The organism is Cupriavidus sp. USMAHM13, assembly GCF_001854285.1.
Classification (GTDB): Bacteria; Pseudomonadota; Gammaproteobacteria; order Burkholderiales; family Burkholderiaceae; genus Cupriavidus; species Cupriavidus malaysiensis.
Window position 1 is genome coordinate 2,200,605 of record NZ_CP017752.1, and the last position, 22,479, is coordinate 2,223,083.

Annotated in this window: 16 protein-coding genes and 1 pseudogene; 2 read left to right on the top strand and 15 right to left on the bottom strand. The window is 65.7% G+C overall.

Annotated features, from left to right (window positions below; all coding sequences use genetic code 11):
* Positions 1-101: 101 nt before the first annotated feature.
* A complete protein-coding gene (locus BKK81_RS27980; protein WP_071019668.1) occupies positions 102-1,403 on the top strand; it encodes an MFS transporter in 1,302 nt (433 codons plus the stop codon).
* An 84-nt stretch (positions 1,404-1,487) separates the two neighbouring features.
* Here BKK81_RS27980 and BKK81_RS27985 read toward each other — a convergent pair whose 3' ends face one another.
* The 4 genes from BKK81_RS27985 to BKK81_RS28000 form a co-directional block, all read right to left on the bottom strand.
* Positions 1,488-4,244 (bottom strand): UPF0182 family membrane protein, encoded by a 2,757-nt coding sequence (locus BKK81_RS27985; RefSeq protein ID WP_071019671.1) that lies wholly within the window; start codon positions 4,242-4,244, stop codon positions 1,488-1,490.
* Positions 4,245-4,754: 510 nt separating this feature from the next.
* Entirely contained in the window at positions 4,755-5,867 is a 1,113-nt protein-coding gene (locus BKK81_RS27990; protein ID WP_071019673.1) for a hypothetical protein, read from the bottom strand.
* Positions 5,868-6,175: 308 nt separating this feature from the next.
* Positions 6,176-6,460: a type II toxin-antitoxin system Phd/YefM family antitoxin gene (locus BKK81_RS27995; RefSeq protein ID WP_071022466.1), complete on the bottom strand. Its 285-nt coding sequence runs from the start codon at positions 6,458-6,460 to the stop codon at positions 6,176-6,178.
* Positions 6,461-6,647: 187 nt separating this feature from the next.
* Positions 6,648-7,046 carry a hypothetical protein gene (locus BKK81_RS28000; protein ID WP_071019675.1) on the bottom strand — a complete coding sequence of 133 codons (399 nt, stop codon included), beginning with the start codon at positions 7,044-7,046 and terminating at the stop codon, positions 6,648-6,650.
* A gap of 1,159 nt (positions 7,047-8,205) precedes the next feature.
* Between BKK81_RS28000 and BKK81_RS28005 the strand changes: the two are divergent.
* A pseudogene (locus BKK81_RS28005) lies at positions 8,206-8,397 on the top strand (transposase); the annotation flags it as partial.
* A 226-nt stretch (positions 8,398-8,623) separates the two neighbouring features.
* Here BKK81_RS28005 and BKK81_RS28010 read toward each other — a convergent pair.
* The 11 genes from BKK81_RS28010 to BKK81_RS28060 form a co-directional block, all read right to left on the bottom strand.
* On the bottom strand, positions 8,624-10,588 hold the full coding sequence (locus BKK81_RS28010) for a sigma-54-dependent Fis family transcriptional regulator (RefSeq protein ID WP_071019678.1): 1,965 nt from the start codon (positions 10,586-10,588) through the stop codon (positions 8,624-8,626).
* Positions 10,589-10,711: 123 nt separating this feature from the next.
* A complete protein-coding gene (locus BKK81_RS28015) occupies positions 10,712-12,286 on the bottom strand; it encodes a GMC family oxidoreductase (RefSeq protein ID WP_071019680.1) in 1,575 nt (524 codons plus the stop codon).
* 80 nt (positions 12,287-12,366) lie between these two features.
* Positions 12,367-12,951 (bottom strand): gluconate 2-dehydrogenase subunit 3 family protein, encoded by a 585-nt coding sequence (locus tag BKK81_RS28020; protein WP_197523990.1) that lies wholly within the window; start codon positions 12,949-12,951, stop codon positions 12,367-12,369.
* A 122-nt stretch (positions 12,952-13,073) separates the two neighbouring features.
* On the bottom strand, positions 13,074-13,844 hold the full coding sequence (locus BKK81_RS28025) for a lipoate--protein ligase family protein (RefSeq protein WP_071019682.1): 771 nt from the start codon (positions 13,842-13,844) through the stop codon (positions 13,074-13,076).
* On the bottom strand, positions 13,844-14,581 hold the full coding sequence (locus BKK81_RS28030; RefSeq protein WP_071019685.1) for a 2-oxo acid dehydrogenase subunit E2: 738 nt from the start codon (positions 14,579-14,581) through the stop codon (positions 13,844-13,846). Before BKK81_RS28030 ends, BKK81_RS28025 begins: the two co-directional genes overlap by 1 nt.
* Entirely contained in the window at positions 14,578-14,829 is a 252-nt protein-coding gene (locus BKK81_RS28035; RefSeq protein WP_071019686.1) for a lipoyl domain-containing protein, read from the bottom strand. The genes BKK81_RS28030 and BKK81_RS28035 overlap by 4 nt, the downstream gene beginning before the upstream one ends.
* Entirely contained in the window at positions 14,826-15,899 is a 1,074-nt protein-coding gene (locus tag BKK81_RS28040; RefSeq protein WP_071019689.1) for an alpha-ketoacid dehydrogenase subunit beta, read from the bottom strand. The genes BKK81_RS28035 and BKK81_RS28040 overlap by 4 nt, the downstream gene beginning before the upstream one ends.
* 30 nt (positions 15,900-15,929) lie before the next feature.
* Complete coding sequence (locus tag BKK81_RS28045) at positions 15,930-16,940, bottom strand: thiamine pyrophosphate-dependent dehydrogenase E1 component subunit alpha (protein WP_071019690.1); 1,011 nt, start codon at positions 16,938-16,940, stop codon at positions 15,930-15,932.
* A gap of 304 nt (positions 16,941-17,244) precedes the next feature.
* Positions 17,245-18,471, bottom strand: coding sequence for a hypothetical protein (locus tag BKK81_RS28050; RefSeq protein WP_231908112.1), 1,227 nt, complete (start codon positions 18,469-18,471; stop codon positions 17,245-17,247).
* A 77-nt stretch (positions 18,472-18,548) separates the two neighbouring features.
* On the bottom strand, positions 18,549-19,631 hold the full coding sequence (locus BKK81_RS28055; RefSeq protein WP_071022476.1) for a 2,3-butanediol dehydrogenase: 1,083 nt from the start codon (positions 19,629-19,631) through the stop codon (positions 18,549-18,551).
* A gap of 343 nt (positions 19,632-19,974) precedes the next feature.
* Positions 19,975-21,999, bottom strand: coding sequence for a sigma-54-dependent Fis family transcriptional regulator (locus tag BKK81_RS28060; RefSeq protein WP_197523991.1), 2,025 nt, complete (start codon positions 21,997-21,999; stop codon positions 19,975-19,977).
* Between the last annotated feature and the right edge of the window lie 480 nt (positions 22,000-22,479).

Genomic DNA, 22,479 nt, shown 5'->3' on the forward strand with positions numbered 1-22,479 from the left:
GCCATCGCCGCGCCGGTGCCCAAGGACGTGGGGCCACGAGCCGTTCCGGCCGCCTGCCCGGCACCGGACGCCATCCCGCTCTTGCCGCGTGGGGGACGCATATGCTGGCCGCTTCAGGTCATAACGGTGCCGAAGGCCGCGACCGGACCCTGCTGTACTTCGGCTGCCTGACCCTGCTCACCTACCTGGCCGCACCGGGCGGCGCGCTGGTCGATATCCAGACTTCCTACCTGCTCAAGAACCAGCTGCACGCCACCGCCACGGAGATTTCCGTGTTCCGGCTGCTGACCGGCATTCCGGTCTACTTCGCCTTCGCCTTCGGCCTCGCGCGCGACCAATGGAACCCGCTGGGCTGGCGCGACCGCGGCTTCTTCCTGATCTTCGCCCCGCTCACCGCCGTCGCGCTGCTCGGCATGGCCTTCAGTGGCCTTTCCTATGCGAGCCTGGGCCTCGGCATGCTGCTGGCGATGCTGTCCTCCCGCTTCGTCGCCGCCGCCTACCAAGGGCTGATCGCGCTGGTCGGCCAGGAAAAGCTGATGTCCGGCCGGCTGAGCGCTCTATGGAACGTCGTCGGCACCATCCCGGTCGTGGCGAGCGCCTTCGCCTCCGGCTACGTCTCCGACCACCTCGGCGCGCAGCAAGCCTTCCTGCTGGTGGCGGTGCTCAATCTCGGCCTCGCCCTGCTGTCCCTGTGGAAACCGGCCTCCGTCTTCCGCCATGCCTACGAGCAACCGCAGGCCAGGAGCACGGACTTCGTCGGCAACGTCCGCCGGCTGGTCAACCATGGGGCCATCTACCCCGCGCTGCTGATCTGCTTCCTGTGGAACTTCGCGCCGGGCGCCGCCACGCCGCTGCAGTTCTACCTGAGCAATACGCTGCACGCCTCCGATGCCGTCTACTCCTACTACAACGGCATCTTCGCCGCCGCCTTCGTGCCGACCTTCCTGCTGTACGGCTACCTGTGCAAGAGGGTGGCGCTGAGCAAGCTGCTGTGGTGGGGCACTCTGGTTGCCATTCCGCAGATGATCCCGCTGGCCTTCATCCACTCGGCCAATCTCGCGCTGGTGCTGGCGGCGCCGATCGGGCTGATGGGCGGCGTGGCTACCGCGGCCTACTTCGACCTGGCGATGCGCGCTTGCCCGCCGGGGCTGCAGGGAACCCTGATGATGCTGGTGGACGGGGTGTTCGCGCTGTCGGGGCGGGCGGGGGACCTGCTGGGGTCGTGGATCTATCGCAGCGGGGAGGAATGGGGATTTGTCTATTGTGTGGTGGCGACTACGTTCGTTTATGCCTTGATCCTGCCGCTGATTGCGGCGGTGCCGAGGGGGTTGATTGCCACCAGGGATGGGGAATTCAACGCGGAAGTCGAGGCGGCGGCGATCGAGGAGAGCGGGCGGGGCTAGCGCCCGAGAGTCGCGCGTACCCCTGCGGATGCCGCCCGTCGGCGGGCCGGGCCGCCGCGCGCGGGCAAGCCGTAAACCCGCACCTCAGCGGCGCTCGCCGTCCCGGTCGGCGCCAAGCTTTTCCAGCAGGGGCCTGAGCGCATCGAGTTCCGCGCCGAAGCCGCTCCAGTCTCCAGCCTTCAGCCTCTCGATGGCGCGGTCATAGTGGGCGAGCGCATCGCGTGCGCGTGCGTCGGCCGGGCCGGGGGCGGATGGTGCCGACGGAGCGCTGTCCTTGAACAGCGCCGCGATGGCTTCGCCCAAGGTGTCTTCCATCACCACGCGGTCGCCGTAGGCCGCGATGACGCGCTTCAATTCGGGCAACTGGCCGGACGCCGCGCGCAGGTAGAGCGGCGAGACGTAGAGGATCGAGTTCTCGACCGGCACGACCAGGAGATGGCCGCGGATGACGCGGGAGCCCATCTGGTTCCATAGCGAGATCTGCTGCGAGATCTCGGTGTTCTGCTGGATGCGTGCCTCGATCTGGTAGGGGCCGTAGACCAGCTTCTCCTTGGGGAAGGCGTAGACGATGAGCTTGCCGTATGCGGGTGGATCGCAGCGGGCTGCCAGCCACGCGATCATATTGTCGCGCTGGCTGGGCACCATCGGCATCATCAGGATGAACTCGGTGTCCGCCTCGCCGGGAAGCCGCATGATCATGTAGTAGGGCGACATCAGCGGGGTGGGCGCGCCGGGAGCGTTGGTGCCGTCTATGCCGGCCGGGGCGCGCGGGAACTGCCAGAGATCCTCGCGGTTATAGAAGACTTCCGGCGCGTCCATATGGTAGGCGCCGTAAAGCTGCGCCTGGATGCGGAACAGCTCCTCGGGGTAGCGGATATGTCGCTGCAGATCCGCCGGCATGGCGGACAGGGGTTTGAACAAGGCCGGGAAGATCCGCCGGTACGTCCGCACGATCGGGTCGGCGGGATCGCTGACATAGAAATCGACGGCGCCGTCATAGGCATCGATCACGATCTTGGCCGCATTGCGGATGTAGTTGGAGTTTTCGCCAAAGCCCGGCTGGGCATAGGGGAACCAGCGGCTGGTGGTATAGGCATCCTGGATCCAGTAAAGACGCCCGCCGCTGGCCACGATATACGGGTCCCGATCCAGGCTCAGGAACGGCGCGATAGCCAGCACCCGTTCCTGGATATTGCGGTGGATCAGGATCCGGCTTTGGCCGGTGATGTATCCGGTCAGCAGGATGTTGGCATCGCCCTGCTGCCAGGCGAACAGGGTGCGCCGCGCCAGGCCGCCGATGGCGATGCCGTCGCGCCCCTGGTAGCTGGTATAGGCATTGTCCTTGCCCTGCGGGTAGTCGAACTCCGGCACGCTGCCTTTGACGATGACGTAGTCGCGTGTGCCTTCGCCGAAATAGATGCGCGGTTGCCCGACCGGCGGACCGCCGGCGGCCACCGGCGGAATATCCCGCAGATAGAAGGAAGGCAGCCCTTCCGCTGATTTCTCGGTAACCGGCGACATCACGATGCCGCTGCCGTGGGTGAACAAAAGATGCAGGTTCACCCAGGTCTTGGCATTCGCCGGCAGCATGGCCGGCTCGAATTCGCGCGCGGACAGCATGACCTGGCGGTAGCCGCTGTCGAGGCGGTAGCGGTCGATGTCCAGCGAGAGAAACTTGTAGTAAGTCCGGATCTCCTGCAGCTGCGCATAGGTATCCAGCAGCGGTGCCACGTCCCACAGGCGGACATTGTCGATGGTCGCCCGGTTGGCCTCGATCTTGGCGAGATCCAGTCCCTGCTCGGCGGGAAACGGCTTGACCTCGATCTGTTCCAGGCCATAGGCCCTGCGGGTCAGCGCGATATTGCGGGCAATGAAGGGCGCCTCCAGTTCCAGTTCGCTCGGCTTGACATAGAAGCGATGGAACAGCGCCGGATAGACCAGGGCCAGCAGGAAAGAGCCGCCGGACACCAGCAAGACCGCGGCGACCGGCACGCGATAGTCGCGGCGGCGCATATTGGCCAGCGATGCGCAGGCCGCGGCGATGGCAAGGCTGGCGAGCAGCCACAGCACGGGCAGCTCGACGTGGATGTCCGTATAGCTGGCGCCCACCACGACGCCGTTATCGCCGTACAGCAGCAGATAGCGGTCCAGCCAGTACGACCAGGCCTTCAACAGGAAGAACAGGCCCAGCAGCGCCGAGCCATGCGCCGCCACGGCGGGAGCCAGCCGCATGGCAGGCGGCCCAAGCACGATATCGCCACGTATCCCATAAATCACGGCAGCGATGGCCGTGCTCCAGAGCAGCAACCAGTACAGCCAGTTCTTCAGGGCAAGATAAAGCGGCAGCGAGAAGAGGTAGAAACCGATGTCCTTGCCGAAGATCGGGTCCTGCTCGCCGAAGGGAACCTGGTGCAGGAAGCGCAGCGCCAGGTCCCAGCGCGACATTTCACTGTCGGCGATGAACAGCCCGATGACGACGGCCGCGCCGGCAAGGGCGGCACGCCAGGGAATGCGTGCCGCCACGTCGCCGGGCATGCCGATGAACCGTGGCGGTCCGGAGGAGCCGGTGTGCAGCGCCAGCACGCGAGGCCCGCTCGCAAAATGGTGCGCCACCATCCCCGCCGCCCATAGGATGCCCGCCGAGATGGCGAACACGGCAATGAACAAGAAGACCTTGGCGGAGAGAATGACCCGGAAGACGCTGGCGTAGCCGATCGAAGAAAGCCACAGCCACTCGACCAGGAGATCTGCCAGGCGGGCGAGGAGGATCAGGCCGCCGATGACTACGGCGGCGATGGCATAGCCCTTCAGGCGCACGCTGGATCTGCGTGGCGACCGCATTGCCTCTCCTTGGCTGCAACCGTTGGCGAGCTATCGCGCTGCCGGCCGCTCGTAGGTGACGGATCCGGCGGGCAGGTGCGGATACCCCGTCAGGCATTCTAGGTCGGGGATCTGGCTGTCGGCGGGCCAGGCGTGTGGTGTGGGGTACCAAATCTTGCGGGGCCTGGGGGGAGGGGAAGGGGGAAGGGGGGGGCGAGTGGCGGTGGCTAGGCCGGGGTCTGCATGCTCACGAGCTGCCTGGAGCGCGCCTCTTGGCACCCCGTGTGCCGGGTTCGCACCGCGTTGGCGTTGGCCCGAGATGTCATTGAGCCGAATCGGGAAATGCCGGTGATCGCTTGGAGGTCGCGGCTTGAGCGGTTGAGTCCGCGACCCGGGACCCGCTGCGGCCATTGGGTCCATTGGGTCCATTGGGGCCATTGGGGCCATTGGGTCCGGCATCGTCGTTCCAGGCCCGGAATCAAAAGGGAGAGGGGCCGGAACCCCTCCCTTCAGGAACGATGCAGCAATTTGCTATTTCTTCGCGATCGTAAACGGGCCCGACTCCGAGCACTCCTGCCGGCTGGCATCGAGCGACCAGGTTTCCGCCCATTTCTCCTCGAAGGTGCCGGCGATGGCCCCGGTGGCGTCAATCGTGCCAACGTGCTTTGTAAAGCCCTCCTCGTAGAAGGTCACGTTTCCCTGGACCGAAGAAATGCCCTTGGGTTGCAGTTCGTAGAGGTTGATGGCGCCGTTCTTGGCGTTGTAGCTGCCGGTCAGGTAGGCGGGCTGGCCATTATCGTCGGGATATCGCACCAATGCGATATTGCGCGCCGCATCGAAGGCGATGCTGATGTCGATATAAATCGGCTTGTTGAGCGTCCGATCGCTGCTGCAGTAAAGCGTCGCCGCACCGCCATTGACGGAAATCGGTGCCGGAATGGTTTGCTGCGTGACGGTCTTGGTCAGGCGATAGTCGACGAACTTTCCTGCCATGTCGCTGGCCAGGGACGTGCTCAGGGCCTCATTCGCGGCGCGGATGCGTGCCGCGTTGGAGGGGTCGTTGAACCAGTCGTCGGCGGTCATGCCCGTGGTGCCCAAAGGCTTGCTCTGTACCACTGCGGAAGCCAGCGCGAGCGTGTTGCTGGTGGCGCCGCCGATGAGCGAAGTCTGGCCGCCATCGATATAAGCCTGGAGGATTGTCGCCGCCCGTTGGACTACGGAAAAATCGGGCGAGTAGGCATCGAGTTCGGCTTGAGAGACCTTGCCGTCATGGTCCAGGTCGGCCAGCGCGAAATTCGCGGTGGTGATGTGCGTGACATTGGCGGAGGTCAGCTGTGCCGGCGTCACCGTGCCGGCAGATCCTGCCGCAGACAACACCTGTGCCACGGTGCCCAATGTCGAGGCGAGCTGGATGTCGGTGCCCTTCGCGGCCATCAGCGTCAGCAGGCCGGAAGCGAGATTGCGGGGAATGGTCAGGACGTAGTTACCCTGAGCGTCGGTCTGGCTGGAGCAGATCGCATCCCCGGCGGCATTGTTCGCCTGCACCCCATTGGAGAACAGGCAGACCTTCGCGCCTGCGATCGGGCCGTCAGTGACCTGGCCGCTCAGCGTTACCACGTTGCTGCCGGCGCTGGGCGTGCTCACGGTGGCCGTGTTGCTGCTGCCACTGCCACTATCGCCGCCACCGCAAGCGGATAGCGCAAACACCGCCAGCGCAATCGTTGCCGACGCTGCGAGCCTGAAGTTTCCCGTTTTCGAAAGGTTATGCAATTCCCAGCCCCTAAAGACGAAGCCCCTGCCAGTGCAGGGTAACTAACGAAGAAATGTATGTGCGTTGTGATGCACTACCGGGCATCTAACGGCACTTTCCAGGTGTTCTTTAGGATACAAAGTGGATTGCGTGACTCTGATGCTGCTTTGCGGGAGGGATGCGTAGTCGGCCGCCCGGGCCATCAGCGCCGCTCTTCTTGCCGATCCAGTTCATCCAGTTCGGCAAACACATCATCGATGTCGGAAAACATCTCCTGCTCGATCTGCTTTTGCCCAAGAGCCAGAATCTTCAGCAGCGCCAACGTCTGCCGGCCGGTTTCATAGCTGCGCACGTCTTGCACAACGAGCTTGGCCTCACCGTTTTGGGTGATGATCAATGGCTCACCGGACTCAGCGAGGTCCTTGACGATCTGTGCCGCTTCGCTTTTGAGATAGCTGATCGGTTTGACGTGATCCGCGATTCGCATTGCATGGCTCCTGTGGATAGCAATGATGGACTGGATACAGTCCGTTAACAGACCGGCGTCAATTCTGCCCGCGCGCATGGCCTTCTCCTTCAGCAGCAGATCGTCCAGTCACACCTGCCGCTGGGCGGCGGAAGCGGATGAAGATGGCGCCCGGGGTCCGAACCCCGAACCCCACGAGTCGTGGCTGCTAGATACCATGCGTGGCAGACAGGCCGGCGGACGGATCCGGGCCGGCGTCGAGCGACCGCTCCCTTGCTGAGCGGAAATAGAGGGACGGGGGACCCAGCGCAAACAGACCCAGGATCGGCGGGGGATAGGCTATCGGGTCGACCAGGGCGAGCGTACCCGGGGCAGCCGCGCAGAAAACCTGGCCGAGTCGGAGCATGCTCTGTGCATCGACGCCGCAAACATAGTAGTAAGTCTGGCCTTCCCACTCGATCCAGCCCGCCCGGTATGGCTCGGACAGCGTCACGCTTGCCACGGGATCCCGTTCTCGATAACGCCGGATTGCCAGGCGGAGCCAGTTGAGATGGCGCTGATGGAAATCGAGGGCAAGCCGCTGATGCTCTGGTGTGTCGTCTTGCATTGGATGATTGCCTTTTCTGAGGTCGGCCTGAGTCCTGCCGGCTGTTCGGGATGGCAAAGGCGATGCAATGAAGCGTCGGGCAGCCTTGGCGGATGGCGCCAGCAGTGGATGCAGAACAGGAAGCCCGGCGGCAGCCGAGGCTTTAGAGATGGCGCCGACTATCGCATCCAGGCGATCCGGGCATGTGTTCCGTCATATCGATGACCCCAGTTTTGTTTTAGTGGCATTGATTTGCTCTTCTGCGCAGGCCGTCTGTCGTGGCGAGCGCATGGCGGGCTTTAGCGTAGGTAATGGGGTCAAAAGCTCAAGTAGTCTTTTTGGACTAGAGGCAACCGAAGCGTATTGCGCGAGAGCAGGTGGCATGTTCTGCTGCCTTCGCCCAGCCTGAAGCGATGCGGTGCGCCCATCCGTCCGGTGCTGTGTCTCCTGGCCCGATGCCATGCCGATGGCAATTGAGCCGGCGCCGTGAAAGGTCAATCAGGATGGATGGGAAGAAGAATGATATGAATTATCATTTTTATTATCAATTGAGCGCAAAAAAAGGGTATAGGTGTGGGACCCTATACCCTGACGGAATAAGCAACGGGTTGGTTGACGTTGCGGCTGTCACTCTATATTGGGGTGAAGCATTTCTTTATCCCCCGGGCGTCGGGGGCACTCTAAGGTGGGGACAATGAATTGAATGTTATGAATAGCGCCGTGGTCCGAGTGGATGGGGAGGGCGGAGATGTCCAGGGATGTCGAACTCTGGAAACGCTGTCAGAGTATGGCCTGCTCAGTCTCGCGACTGAGCAGGCCGGCGCGATTGGCTCCCTTCCTGACCGGCTCTTGACACTGGAATGTGGGATATCGGCTCGCCAGCACGGACGTCGAGAGCGTGGGGCGCGTCGTCTGCCGAGGCGGCCAAGGCCCTGCTCCGGCCCCAGCATCGGGTCGGATAACTGCTGATCTATAGAAGCGTCGGGCTTGATCCTCGGGGCGCCAGATGGCACGGTCCAACGAAGGGACGCTGTTAGCGATGGACGTTCGGGCGTCTGCGCAGCAATCTGGAGGAAGGGCTTAAGCTGCTCAAGCTCCGCAGTCGGCTCGTCGTTTGCGGATCGAAAACGGACATTGACGTGTGAAAGACTAGTCCTAATCTGACAGTGGTTGCGGCGCCGGGCATGCGGTCTCGCAACAAAGGCGCAAGCTGATCGAACAGGGCTTTGGCTGGATCAAGACCGTGGGGCGCATGCGTCAGGTGATGGTGCGCGGCCTGAAGAAAGTCGATCAGATGTTTGTGCTGAGCATGGCCGCCTACAACCTCGTGCGCATGCGCTCGCTGGGAGAAATCCGTCCGCAGTTCCAGTGATCGCGGTAATGAGTCCGGAAATGGGCGAAAAATGCGGAAAAAGTCGATGCTGTGACGCTCAGCTTCCGGATTGTGAAACATAGTGGACTCGCAAGCCTTGCGGGAGAGGCCTCACCGCTTGCGCGGCGAGTACTTCAGCGGCTGGTCAGGTCCCTGCAGCCATAAATCAGGTCCATAATAATTTAAAAATGAAACAAAAAATAAATAAAAATAGCTTGAAAATATATCACTGCTGATTGGGCGCAACTATCCCATATCGCTCCATCTGCCGATAGACCGTCGCCCGCGCGATCCCCAGCTGAACCGCAACCTGCGTAATGCGCCATTTGTTCCGCCGCAATGCCGCCAGCAGGACCTCGCGTTCGTTGCCGGGAAGCGGCCGCGTGGCCGCCGGCGCGGCTTCTGCCGGGTTTTCCTGCGTGCCCTCAAGGATCTCGGGCGGTAGTGCGTCGGTGTCGATGAAGCCGTTGTCGCTCATGGCCAGCGCGAAGCGCAGCACATTGCGCAATTGCCGCACATTGCCCTGCCAGGTGTAGGCGCGGAGCAGGGCCAGCGTGGCGGGCGCCAGTTCGGCCCGCATGTCCAGCTGCTGGCCCTCTTCTGCGGCGATGCGCGCGATCAGGTAGTCCTTGTCGCGCCGCTCGCGCAGGGCCGGCAGGTGCAAGGTGGCGCCGCACAGGCGATAGTAGAGGTCTTCGCGGAAGCATTGTTCGGCGATCAGCTGGCGCAGGTCGCGATGCGAGGCGGCGATCACGCGCAGGTCTACCGGGATGGGTTTCTCCGCGCCCAGCGGCATCACTTCGCGTTCGGACAGCACGCGCAGCAGCCGGCTTTGCAGGTGCAGCGGCATATCGCCGATTTCGTCGAGGAACAGCGTGCCGCCGTCGGATTGCGCAATCAGGCCGCGCATGCCTTTGCTGCGCGCACCGGTGAAGGTGCCCGGCGAATAGCCGAACAACTCGCTCTCGATCAGCGATTCGGGAATGGCGGCGCAGTTGACCGCGACGAAGGATTTGCCGCGGCGCTCGCTGGCGGCGTGCAGCGCCTTGGCCAGGACTTCCTTGCCGGTGCCGGTTTCGCCATGCACCAGGATATTGAGCGGCTTGTTGGCAAGCCGCTTGGCCTGCAGGATCAGCCGCTGCATCTGCGGGTCGCCCGCTCCGAGCGCGTCCAGCGCGGCGCTTGCCTCCGCGCTCGGCAGCGCCGGCTGGGCCCCGGGCGCCGAGGGCCGGCCCGGCGCGCCGCGCGGCGCGATGGCGGTGGCGTAGTACAAGCCGTGGTCATGGGTGCGCACCGCGGTGCGCTCGGACGACATGCCGGCGTGGGCGATGCGCCAGAGCTCGCTCATGTCTTCGCGGAAGACTTCGGTGAGCAGGTGGCCGCGCAGATCCAGGGGCTTGCCGCCGTGTCCTTCGGCGGCGTCGGCCAGCCGCAGCCTGCGCCGGCCTCCGCTGTTGATGCCCCGGATGACGCCGTCGGCGTCGAAGGCGACCATGATCTCGCTGTCCACGTCCACCAGCGACCAGGTCGAGCCCAGCCGCAGGATCCATTGGTCGCGGAAGTAGCGCAGGAAGTTGGCGTCCTCGATCATCTGCGCATACATGGTGGTCATCTGCAGCGCCAGGTGCTGTCCTTCGCGCGGCGCCGGAGCGCTCAGCGCGGAGACGTCGAGCACGCCCAGGAAGCCGCCGGTGGGATCGAACAGCGGCGCGCTGTTGCACGTGAGCGTGATATGGGACACGTCGAAGTGGTCGGTCTGGTGGCAGGTCACCGGCGCCTGCTCGACAATGCAGGTGCCCACCGCGCAGGTGCCGGCGCGCGGCTCGCTCCAGTCCGCGCCGAGGTAGAGCCCGGCGCGCTTGAGCTCGTGGTCCCGGTGGTCGTTGCCGATGAAGTCCACGGTCACGCCGTGGGCGTCGGTCAGCAGCAGCACGCAGTCGAGGGCGGAGACGCGCTTGTAGAGCTGCTCCATGCCGGTACGCGCCACGCCGAGAAAATCCTCGATCTGGTCCTTGTGTTCGCGCAGGCGCTGCGCCTCCACGATATACGCAGGCACCGGCCGGCTCGGGTCGAGGCCATAGTCGTTGAAGCAGCGCAGCCAGGAACGCTCTATCGTGCCCTCGGCCGCGCCGGGCTGCTGCGCAAAGGCGAGCAGGCGCTCGATATGTGCCCGGTGTGCTTGTTGCAGCACGGTTGTCTCCTTGGGCGGTTCATGTGGGGGGCTGGCGGCGATCGGATGCCCGGCCCAGCGCTGGCTCTACGCTAATCGATTTGGCCGCCTGCCGCAATGCGGCGGGCGGCCACCCGGCGCGGCTCAGAGTTCGCGCCGTTGCAGCGCGCCGGCGATGTACTCGGCCTGGCGGATCGCCAGCGCCACGATGGTCAGGGTGGGGTTGGACGCCGAACTGGAAGCGAACTGGCTGCCGTCGGAGACGAACAGGTTAGGGATGTCGTGGCTCTGGCCCCAGCGGTTGACCACGCCGTCGCTGGCCTTGGCGCTCATGCGGTTGGTGCCCATATTGTGGCTGGCGGGGTAGGGGGGCATGTCGATCACGCGGGTGGCGCCGACCGCCTCCGACATCTTGCGGAACTGGGCCAGCCCATGGGCGCGCACGGCGGCATCGTTGGGGTGGTCGGTCTTGCTCACGATCGGCACCGGCAGGCCGTACTGGTCCTTCTCGGTGGCGTGCAGGGTGATGCTGTTGCGCTCCTGCGCCAGGTCTTCGCCGCAGACCCAGACACAGCTCATGTGGTCGTACATTTCCAGTGCCGAGGAGACTTCGCGGCCCCAGCCGCCCGGCTTCATGAAGGCGGCGGTGAAGGGCAGGCCCAGCGCCAGTCCTTCCAGGTGATAGCCGCCGAAGAAGCCCCGCTTCGTGTCGAGCCGGGCTTCGTCCGAGACCACCGCCGCCAGCGCGGTGCCGCGGTACATATAGACCGGCTTGCGATGGATCGCCACGGCTGCCGCGGTGGTGTGGTTCAGGTAGTTGCGGCCAACCTGGCCGGAAGAATTGGCCAGCCCCTGCGGGAACTTGCTGCTGGCCGAGTTCAGCAGCAGACGCGGCGATTCGATCGAGTTGCCGGCCACGCAGACGACGCGCGCGCGCTGGAACTGGCGCCGGCCGTGCTCGTCGGCATAGAGCACGCCGGTGACCTTGCCGGCGGCGTCGTGCTCGATCTGCAGCACCATGGATTGCGGCCGCAATTCCGCCTTGCCGGTGGCCACGGCACGCGGCACCTCGGTGTAGAGGGTGGACCATTTGGCGCCGATCTTGCATCCCTGCATGCAGAAGCCGATCTGCATGCAGCCCGGGCGGCCGTCATAGGGTTGCGAGTTGACCGCCATCGGCCGCACGATCTCCTTGTAGCCGATCTTGTGCGCGCCGGCCGCCAGCACCTTGTAGTGGTTGTTTTCCGGCAGCGCCGGCAGGCCGGAGGCGGCGGTGGTGGTCACGCCCATCTTCTTCTCGGCGCGATCGTAGAACGGCGCGAGTTCGTCGTAGGTGATGGGCCAGTCGATCAGGTTGGCGTCTTTCACCGCACCATAGGTGCTGCGGTTGTGGAAGTCGTGCGGCATGAAGCGCAGCGCCACGCCGGACCAGTGCACCGTGGAGCCGCCCACGGCCTTGACGATCCAGGCCGGCAGGTTGGGGTAGGTCTTGGTGTGATGCCAGCCGCCGGCCGAGATGCGCTTGTCCAGCCACGAGATCTTGTTGAACATCTCCCACTCGTCGTTCTCGAAATCGGCCTGCGTAAAGTGCTTGCCGGCTTCGAGGATCACGCTGCGTATGCCGCGCTGGGCCAGTTCGTTGGCGAGCGTGCCGCCGCCCGCGCCGGAACCGATGATGACGACCACGCTGTCGTCTTTGAGGTCGAACTTCGTTGCCATGCTTGTCTCCATGCGCCGCTCCGGGGGGCTTGCCGCAGCCCGGGCGGCTTCTTGTCGGGGGGAATGCCGGTGCCGGCGGCTCAGAGCCAGTCGATATCGTCGAAGCCGCGGTGCAGGTAGCCGCCTTTCTCCCAGGATGAACCCTCGTACCCCAGCAGGGGCCACACTGCTTTGTTGTTGTAGAGGCCGGTGACCAGTTCGCCGCGCACCTTCTGGAAGAAGGGCGTGGTCTCGATGGCTTGCAGCAGCGCGACGCGGTCGCCTTCCCTGGCGAGTTCGCCGTAGGGACGGCCGAAGCGTTCGCGTGCCGCCGCATCCAGCGCGGCGACGCCCTGCTGCAGCAGGGCGCGCGTGGCCTTGTCGCCGGCGGCGGATTTCTCCAGCGGGGCGATGGCATCGACGTAGTAGCGGTCGGACAGTTTGTCGTGGGGGAAGATGTCGCGCGACATGGCTACCAGCGTGCGCGCGGTGGCCGGGCCAAGCGCGCGGAACGGCGCCGTCATGGCTTCGCGCGGCGGCTGGGCCAGCGCCGCCGGCGTGACTGTCACGCCGATCGCGGCAAGGCCGCCGCCGCGCAGGAAGCCCCGGCGCGAGACGGTGGGCTGCTTGCGCAGGGTACGCATGGTGGTGCCGGCGCCGGGGCCGGCAGGTTGCGGGGATTTCATCTGTTTTGTCTCCATTCGTTGTGGGACCGCGGCGCGGACGTTGTCCGCTCCTTGTCCCGCTCATTGCTTGTTGCCGGCGGCCACCTCCCGCCGCTTTGTCGCGGCTTGTGGGGCGGTGCCATTCAGCACGGGCTGGGCACGGCGTGCGGCGGGCCGAAGGCCGGCGCCGGGCGTGCCCTGGGGCGGCCGTGGCAGGGCTCGCCGAGCACGTCGATCAGCATGTGGTGCAGCCGCTCGGCCAGCACCGTGGCCATCAACGGCGTGCCGAGTTGTTCGGCGCAGGACGTGGTGCAGGCGCGCAGGCGGTCGGCATCGGCGGGATCGCCGCCGAGCGCGGCGCATAGCAGCGGCCAATCGGGCGCTGCGATCAGCGTGCCGGAGGTGAGCAGCACGCCGGTACGCCGGCGCACCTGCGCCAGGCCGACGATCTTGCGCTGGCCCACCACTACCTCCCAGGGCGAGAGCCCACCGAAGCACGCCCACTTCAGCGTATCCGCCGGCGGGGCCAGCCGCACTTCCTCCGGCGGCACCGCGTAGGCTGCAATGCCGAGATCGCGCAGCAGCCCGGCGTGCAGCACGCCCAGCCAGCGGTAGCTCGACACCGTACCGGTGCCGACCAGCGCGTGGCCGGCGGGCAGCACGATCGAAGCCGACAGCATCCAAGGACCGGTCAGCACGGCGCCGCCGCCCGAGTCCCGCTGCGCGACCGGGGTGGCGCAGCCGGTCAGGCGCTCGCGCATGGATGACTGCGCGCAGCCCAGCACGATGCCTGGCGCGGCATAGGTCCACAGGCGCACGGCCGGGCGCAGCACCGGCTCCGCCAGGCGGGCCCGGTTCCAGGCTTGTTCTTCGGTGCAGCCTGCGCCGCTGGCGAGGAAGGCGGGGGCGAGCATCACAGGCCTTCCACGGTTTCCAGCCGCGTCTTGAGGTCGGTCAGGAAGCGCGCGGCCGGATAGCCGTCCACCGCGCGGTGGTCGAACACGAGGTGCAGGCCCATCATCGGCGCCACCGCGATCCAGTCGTCCTTGACCACGGCCCGCTTGGCCACGCGCGTCACGCCGAGGATGGCGGCCTGCGGCACATTGAGGATGGGCGTGAAGCTGTCGATGCCGGTCATGCCCAGGTTGGTCACGGTGAAGGTGCCGCGCTGGTAGGCGCCGGCCGGCAGCGTCCCGGCGCGCGCGCCGGCGGCCAGGGCGCGGCTCTCCGCCGCGATTTCCGCCACCGTCCTGGTATCCACGTCGCGCAGCACCGGCACCATCAGGCCCTCGTCGAGGCTGACCGCGAGGCCGAGGTTGATGTTCGGCATCAGCTCGATCTCCTTCTCCAGCACACGCGCGTTCAGGCGCGGATGCTGACGCAGGGTCAGCGCCACGGCGCGCAGCACGAAGGCCGTCAGGGTGATCTTGCACTCGGGCCCCACGTTTTTCTGCATGGTGTGGCGCGCCAGTTCCAGCAGGGTCACGTCCACCTCGACCGAATGCGCCACCCGCGGCACGGCCCAGCCGGCGCTCATATTGCGGGCGATGGCGCCACGCATGCCTGTCAGGGGCAGCATGAGGCGGTCGCCGGCGTCGGCCGTTGCCGCGGCGCCCGGCCCGCTCAGCACGGAAGCGAGACTGTGGCTCATGATCTCGGCTCCAGCCGGGCGAGCACGGCGCCGCGTCCGAACGTGTCCTGCGCCGCCACTGCCAGCGCGGCGACGATGCCGTCCACGGGCGCGACGATTTCATGGGTAGTCTTGACCAGCTCGGCCACGCCCAGCGGCTGGCCCGCGCTGACCGCATCGCCGGGCTTGACCAGCCATTCCTGCAACAGGGCTTCGGTGCCGTCTTCCACGTCCTGCCAGACGGTGTCGGCCATCGTTACGTCGGTCATGCTGCTTCTCGCTTCAGTTGATAGGAAAGGGGGCGGTCCTGCACCAGGGCGCGGACCTGCGCGGCTATGGTGTCGACCTGAGGAATCACGAATTGCTCGAGCGGGCGCGAGAAGGGGATGGGCACGTCTGGCACCGCCAGGCGCCGCACCGGCGCGCGCAGCGCCACGCTGTCGAGGTTTTCCGCCACGACGGCGGCAATCTCGCCGGACAGGCCGAAGCTCAGGTAATCTTCGTCGGCCACCAGCAGGCGGCCGGTCTTGGCCACCGAGCGCAGCACCGTCTCGCGGTCGAGCGGGACGATGGTGCGCAGGTCGATCACCTCCGCATCGATGCCTTCGGCCGCCAGCTGCTCGGCCGCCAGCAGCGATTTCTGCACCATCTGCGAGAGCGTGACGATGGTCACGTCGCGGCCGCTGCGGGCCACCCGTGCCTGCCCGAAGGGAATGGTGTAGGCTTGCTCCGGCACGGCATTGGTACTGCCTTCGAAGTAGGACATCCACGACAGGCCCATGATGCCCTTGTGGTAGCAGAACACGACCGGATTGTCGTCGCGGATGGCCTGAGTCATCAGGCCCTTGGCGTCGTACGCGTTGGACGGTACCACCACCTTCATGCCGGGCATGTGGGCAAAGCTGGCATACAGGCATTGCGAATGCTGGGCGGCATCGTTGTAGCCGCCGCCGATGCCGGTCATCACCACCGCCGGCAGGCCCACGCGCCCGCCGGACATATAGGTGTTCTTGGCGAGGTGGTTGTAGATCTGGTCGAAGCACACGCCGAAGAAATCCACGAACATCAGTTCCGCGATCGGGCGCAATCCTTCCGCGGCGGCGCCGATGGCCGCGCCCATGAAGGCGGTCTCCGAGATCGGCGTATCCATGATGCGATCCGGCCCGAAGCGGTCCAGCAGGCCGGTGGTGGCGCTGAAGATGCCGCCGTACTTGCCGATGTCCTCGCCCATCACGAAGACGCGCGAGTCGCGCTCCATTTCCTGGCCGATGGCTTCGGCGATGGCCTGGGCCATGGTGAGCGTGCGCGTGCCATGGGACGCGCTCTGTGCGGTTTGCATGCTGGTCTCCTGTTTATGCGGGTGCGGGTCTTACTGGACGAAGACGTGTTGCAGCGCTTCTGCGGGCGCGGGGTAGGGGCTGTTGCGGCCGAACGCATAGGCGGCCTCGATGCGGTCCGAGACGCTCTGGCGCAAGGCGGCTTCGGCGGCGTCGTCGAGCAGGCCGCTGGCGCGCAGCGAAGTGCCCAGTGCGTGGATCGGGTCGGCGCTGCGCAGGGTCTTGGCTTCGTCGCGCGGGCGGTAGGTTTCCGGGTCGCCCTGGAAGTGGCCGAGATAGCGGTCGGTCTTGACTTCGATCAGGGTGGGGCCTTCGCCGCGGCGCGCCCGTGCCACGGCCTCGCCGGCGGCGCGGTACACCGCGACGGCGTCGTTGCGCTCCACCAGCACGCCAGGCATGCCATAGCCGGCGGCGCGCACGTCGTTGGAAGGCACCGAGGTGGAGGCGGATTTCTCCACCGAGATGCCGTACTTGTTGTCCTCGCAGACGAACACCACCGGCAGCTTCCACAGCGCGGCCAGATTGAGCGACTCATGGAACGAGCCCTGGTTGGCCGCGCCTTCGCCAAAGAAGGACACGGCCACCCAGTCCTTGCCCAGCTTGCGCGCCGCCAGCGCGGCGCCACAGGCCTGCGGGGAGCTCGCGCCGACGATGCCGCTGCAGGAAAACTTGGTCTCGGGATGGAACAGGTGCATGTGGCCGCCCTTGCCGCGTCCGAGCCCGGTGGCCTTGCCGAACATCTCGGCGGTCATGGCATCGAGCGGCACGCCCTTGGCAATGGCGAAGTGGTGCGAGCGGTGCGCGCCGACCACGGTATCTTCCGGGCGCAAGTGCGCGCATACGCCCACGGCCACCGGCTCTTGCCCGGCCGAGAGATGCATCTCGCCCGGCACCGGGCCGGCGCCGATATCGAAGGCCAGGCCTTTCTGGATCCTCGGCGGCAGCTTGCCTTCCAGGTAGACCTTGGCCATGGTCTCTTCGTATTGCCGGATCTCGATCATCTTCTCGTACATCCACAGAAGATGGCTTGGGGTGGGTTCCATTCGGGGTCTCCTCTTGCTTTCGTTTCAGCGGCCGGCTGCGGTGCCGGACAAGCCTTGATCGCAAGAGTGGTGCCAGCGCGGCCGGGATGCGCGGCGCGCGGCGCGGCGCATCCCGCCAGGCCTTGCCGGAGGCGGGATGCGGGAGGAAAAGGCAGGCCTGCCGGCGGGCCCGCGGCAGACATCTGTCGCGCCTTGCGGCGAGACAGATGTCGCATCGGGCGGGACATCTGTCGCCGCAAGCGGCTGCCGCCGCCGGGGCAGGGCAAGGCCACGCCGGGCGCCGATGAGGCCGGTGGAGGGCGCTTCAGCCCGTCTTTTTCGAGAGCCCGTAGAACTCGAAATAGACCGCGTAGATCAGCATGACGTAGTTGAGTAGATCGACCCACGTAAGCGGATCGCCGCCAAAGCCGGGGACGATCTCCGCTTCATGGAGCACCGCACCGGCGAACCATCGCGTATAGGCGAGGAAGGAGATCAGCCCAAGTCCCCAGCACGATGCGGCGCGTATCGCCCGGTTGGTGCCGGCGCCGAACCGGTTGGGCCAGTTGCCGGCGACGTTGGCCCAGAAGATCAGCCAGAAGGCGATCCATACGCCCAGCTGCGCAGGCCAGCTTGGGAGCATCGCGCCGATCTTCTCGACGGCGCCGGGCGGGATGAGCACCCATCTGAGCAAGGCCAGATGCACGGCATAGAGCGCCGTGCCCAGCAGGATGTTGCCGCCCAGCGCGGCAAGTGCCATATGGCTTTTACGGCTCAGCCGGCTCCACGGCCAGTTGTCGAAGATCAGGAACGTCGCCAGCCACGCCACAATGACCGAATAGAACCAGCCGATCGCTACCGGCAGCGGCAGCAGGATCGCATGCGGCGTGGTGGCGGTCGATATGCCGGGGTAGATCAGCAGGAAATAGCCCAGGCCGGTGAGGCAGGCGCCGGCGGCGAGTTGCGCAAGGCCGCTGGCCGCGGGGCTCAGGCCGCTGCCGGACCACGGCCATCCGGCCATGCCCGTCGCCAGTATGCCGAAGCCGTAGAATCCGATCAGCACGATCAGGCCGGCCGCGCCATAGCCGGCGCCGTTGATGGCGCTGAATGCCGGATCGAGTTCGCCGTAGCCGTAGACGAGTACGGCGGGGAGGGCGAAGGACAGCGCCAGCGTCACGATGGTGGCGAGGCAGCCCCGGAGGGGCTGCCTCAACGCCGAGAATCCGGCCATGCCGAAGTTGAAACCGATGAAAACGAGCACCAGGATGCCCCAGAAGAGGTACATGCCGAACGGCTGGGGAGCATACTGCCAGACGGCCTGCCTGGGGTCCGCGAACAGGCGCCATACGCCAAGGCTGACGGCGTGCACGATCAGGAATACGGCCACGGAGAATGCCAATGGCCGCAGCGCGAATCCGGCAGGCGCGAGCGCTGGTGTGTCTTGAGCTTCGATATTGGGGCTGAGGGGTTCCATGACCGGCATGTCCAGTACGATGAAAGCCCGGCACGCGAGGCGCGCGCGCTGCCCGATGCCCGATGCGCGATGGTGCATCGCGCAGGCTCGCATACCGGTGGGATGGGGAGGGGGCGGCCGCGTCGGTCAACGCGGCCCGTCGGAGCGAGAGGGCGTCAGGCTGTCAAAGCCGGCCGGCTGGCAATCGGCTGGACGATGATCTTGACGTTGCCGTCCTTGTTGTTGACGAGCTCTTCGAAGCCGTGCGACACAATGTCGGCGAGGGAGATCCGCCCTGTGATGAGCGGCTGCACGTCGATGCGGCCATCGGCGATAAAGCGGATCACGTCGGCGAATTCGCCGTTATAGGCGAGCGATCCGATGATTTCCTTCTCCGTCGATACGATCTCGAAGAAATTGAACGCGCTGGGTTCTTCGAAAATCCCCACCATCACGCATTTGCCGGCTTTGCGGATCACGTCGATGGCAAGCTTCGCCGTGGCCTTGTTGCCGATGCACTCGAAGGACACGTCCGCGCCATAGCCGCCGGTCAGCGCCTTGACCTCCGCGATCGCATCGCACTCCTTGGGATCGATGACGACGTTGGCACCGACTTCGAGCGCCTTCTTCTTGCGCGCCGACGACATTTCGAGCGCGATGATGCGTCCTGCGCCGGCCGCCTTCGCGCACATGATCGTGCACAGGCCGATGGTGCCGGCGCCGACCACCACCACCGTCTGGCCGACGATGTTGCCGGCTTTCTTCACGGCATGAAGCCCTACCGCCAGCGGCTCGATCAACGCGCCTGCCTCGGTCGGGAAGTTCTCCGGCAGCTTGTAGAGCAGCTCCGCCGGCACGTTGACGTATTCCGCGAATGCGCCATTGTTCATCAGGCCGGTGAACGCGAGGTTCTCGCAGATGTTGTACAGGCCATGGGTGCAGTAATAGCATTTCCCGCAATGCTGGCAGGCGTCCGCGGTGACGCGTTCGCCGACCTGGAAACCGGTGACGCCTGCACCCAGCTCCGCGATTTCGCCGCTGAACTCGTGACCGAGTATGCATTGCCCCTTCAGGCCGGTGAGCGGGTGGGGATGATCGACCGGGATAAAGACCGGCCCCGCGACATACTCATGCAAGTCCGACCCGCAGATGCCGCACCAATGCACGCGGATCTTTACCCATCCCTCGGCGGGCTTGTCCGGAACGCGCACTTCCTCGACGCGCACATCGTGGCGACCCCGCCATACGGCGGCCTTCATGCTGGACTGATGCACCGAATCTTCGTTGCTCACGGTTGTGTCTCCATCGTAATTGTGGGGGGGACGACGCAGGCCATGCGGGGGGCGCTGGTTCATGCCTGGCATGGCCTTCGTGCAGCAGGGAAATCGCATGAACCATGCCAGTGAGCACAGCGCACGAGGGCGGGCGACGCAGGCGCTGGGTATGCTGCGGTGCAGTGTGGCGCTGCGTCAGGCGCCGGCGTGGTGAACCGCTGGCCGCGCGCGTTTATCGCTGCGATACAGCAAGATGCCGGCGACGGCCCGGCGAGCTGCGGGCCGCCGGCATGAGACGGCTTGGCTCGGTCCGGTGAGACACCGTGCCTCAGTCCGCCTCGTCCGCCTGAGATGAGGGCGCAGACCCCGGCAAGGATGCCGAACCCGGATAGACGATCTTGTATCGGGCCATCTTGCGGTAGATGGTGGCGCGGCTCATGCCCAGGGCCTTGGCGGTTTCCTTGACGCGCCAGTGATGGCAGGCGAGCATCTGCACGATGTGCTCCCGTTCGAGATGCTCGCCGGGGCGCAGGCCGGCACTGTCGAACGCCTGTGGCGCGACTGGCGGGCTAACCGGCTGCGGTGCCGCCATGGCGCCATCCGCGGCGCAGCGCAGATAATCGGGAAGATGTTCGGCGGCAATGACGCCGGGGGCCGCAGCCAGCGCGCATGCGTACCGCAACGCCATGCGCAGCTGCCGTACGTTGCCGGGCCAGCGATAGCGGCGGATGCATGCCAGCGCTTCGGCGGACAGCGCCGGGCGGCTGCCGTGCGCTTCGGTTTCTTCCGCGAGGAAAAAATCGACGAGCTCGTCGAGGTCGGAGCGATCGCGCAGGGGAGGCAGCCGGAACACCGCGCCGGTCAGGCGATAGTAGAGATCTTCCCGGAAGGTACCGTCGGAGACCATGCGCGCAAGGTCCCTGTGGGTTGCGCAGATCAGGTTGATGTCGACCCGCACCGATTGCTCGGAGCCCAGCGGTACCAGCTCGCTCTCCGCCAGGACGCGAAGCAGCCTGGTCTGCAGCGGCAAAGCCATGTCGCCGATCTCATCGAGGAACAAGGTGCCGCCGTGCGCCTGGAGTATCTTCCCCTTGAGCCCCTTGCGCTTGGCGCCGGTGAATGCCCCTTCCGCGTAACCGAACAGCTCGCTTTCGATCAGCGTATCCGGGATCGCCGCGCAGTTCACGGCGACAAATGCCTGCGACGCACGCAGCGAACCGCGATGGACGGCGAGCGCGAACGCCTCCTTGCCTGTTCCCGTCTCGCCTTGCAGCAGCATGGGAATGCGCCGGTCGACGATCTTGAGCGCGCGGGCGAGATGCGACGAGAATTGCGGGTCGCCGATGACCAGATGATCGCTGGCAAGAGCACGGGGAGCGTGCCCGGCGGCCGGGTGTTCCGGCGACAGCGAAATCGTGCGCAGGGCCTGGCGGGGCGGGCGCAGGCTTGCAAAGAAGCGTCCTGCGCCGCGGGTCAGCCGCAACGGGAACATCTCCATGCCATTGTTCAGGTCGATGACCTGTCCGGCATTCAGGTCGAACAGATGCTGGACGTTCGCCGGTATCGCGGTGTATAGCGCGCTCAGCATGCTCTTTGTCTGCCGGTTCATCGCTACGATGTTTCCGGCATCGTCGAATGCAATCAGCAATTCGGGGTGCAGGCTCAGGTAGTCCTGGCTGCGGTGCAGGTACAGCGTCCACAGATGGCTGGTATCGTGCAGCAGGCAGGCGTTCTCGATCATCTCCGCCGCCTGGCATACCCAGGCGTAGATCAATTCCTGCGAGTCGCGATTCTCGCTGTTTCGCACGGCCGATACGTCCAGTACGCCGGTCAATTCGCCGGATGGCGAAATAATGGGCGCGGCGGTACAGGTCAGGCAGGTGAATGCGGCCCTGAAGTGATCCTCGGTGTGGACGGTAATGGGTTCCTTGTCGGCCAGGACGCAGGCCACCCCGCTGGTTCCTTCGGAGTCCTCGGTGAAATAGCGGCCGTGATACAGCCCATGCTGCCGGTATTCCTTGCGGCGGTCTTCCTGGCCACGGAAATCGATCAGGGCGCCATCGGCGTCGGCCACCAGGACGCAATAGCCCGCTTTGCCGACAATGCCGTGCAACCGCTCCACCACCGGGTTCGAGAAGCGCAGCAGGGCCTCGGCACTGCTGCGCCTGTCCTTCAGCTCCGCGGCGCTGATGACGCGCGGGCCGGACGTATTGCCCGGGTCCAGCCGGAAGGTATTGAGCGAGCGGGTCCAGGAGCGGAACAGGCGCGCCTGCGCTGCAGCCTCGTTGAATGACGCCTGGTCGACCACGGATGAGACGCGCCGCGCGTGTTGCAGTGCATAGGACTGGGTCATTTCCGCTTCCTCGACATGCATAACTCCTGTTGCCCGGGGCGTCGGCGTCCGCATCCGCCAGTCCATACCGGCCGTGCCGGACGCGAGAGTCCCGTCGTACTCGCCCGCGCATCGCACACGGCCCGCCTTTTTAGCATATCCCGCGCTGGCAATCACACCGCATTGCAGCACGCGAAGCGCGCGCGGCACCGCCACGCGGTCGTCTTCATGGTAAAAGTTTCCGGCTTTTGTTACTAATACGGACCATTATCATTGGTATTCCTGTCAGAAAGGATAGGCCACCTCCGCGCCTTCCCGCGCTCCCCGGCGCCACGCCATCTCGCCTGGCCCGCCGGCATGCCGGCGGCAGCGGAAGCGGCAGCCGAAGCCCGCCCTCGATGCTGAGTGATATCACCGACGATGACACCGAGATCATCTTGGTCACAAGGTACGGCGCAGAGGAGGTGCGGCTTGCCCAAGGCATGCGGACATGCGGACGCC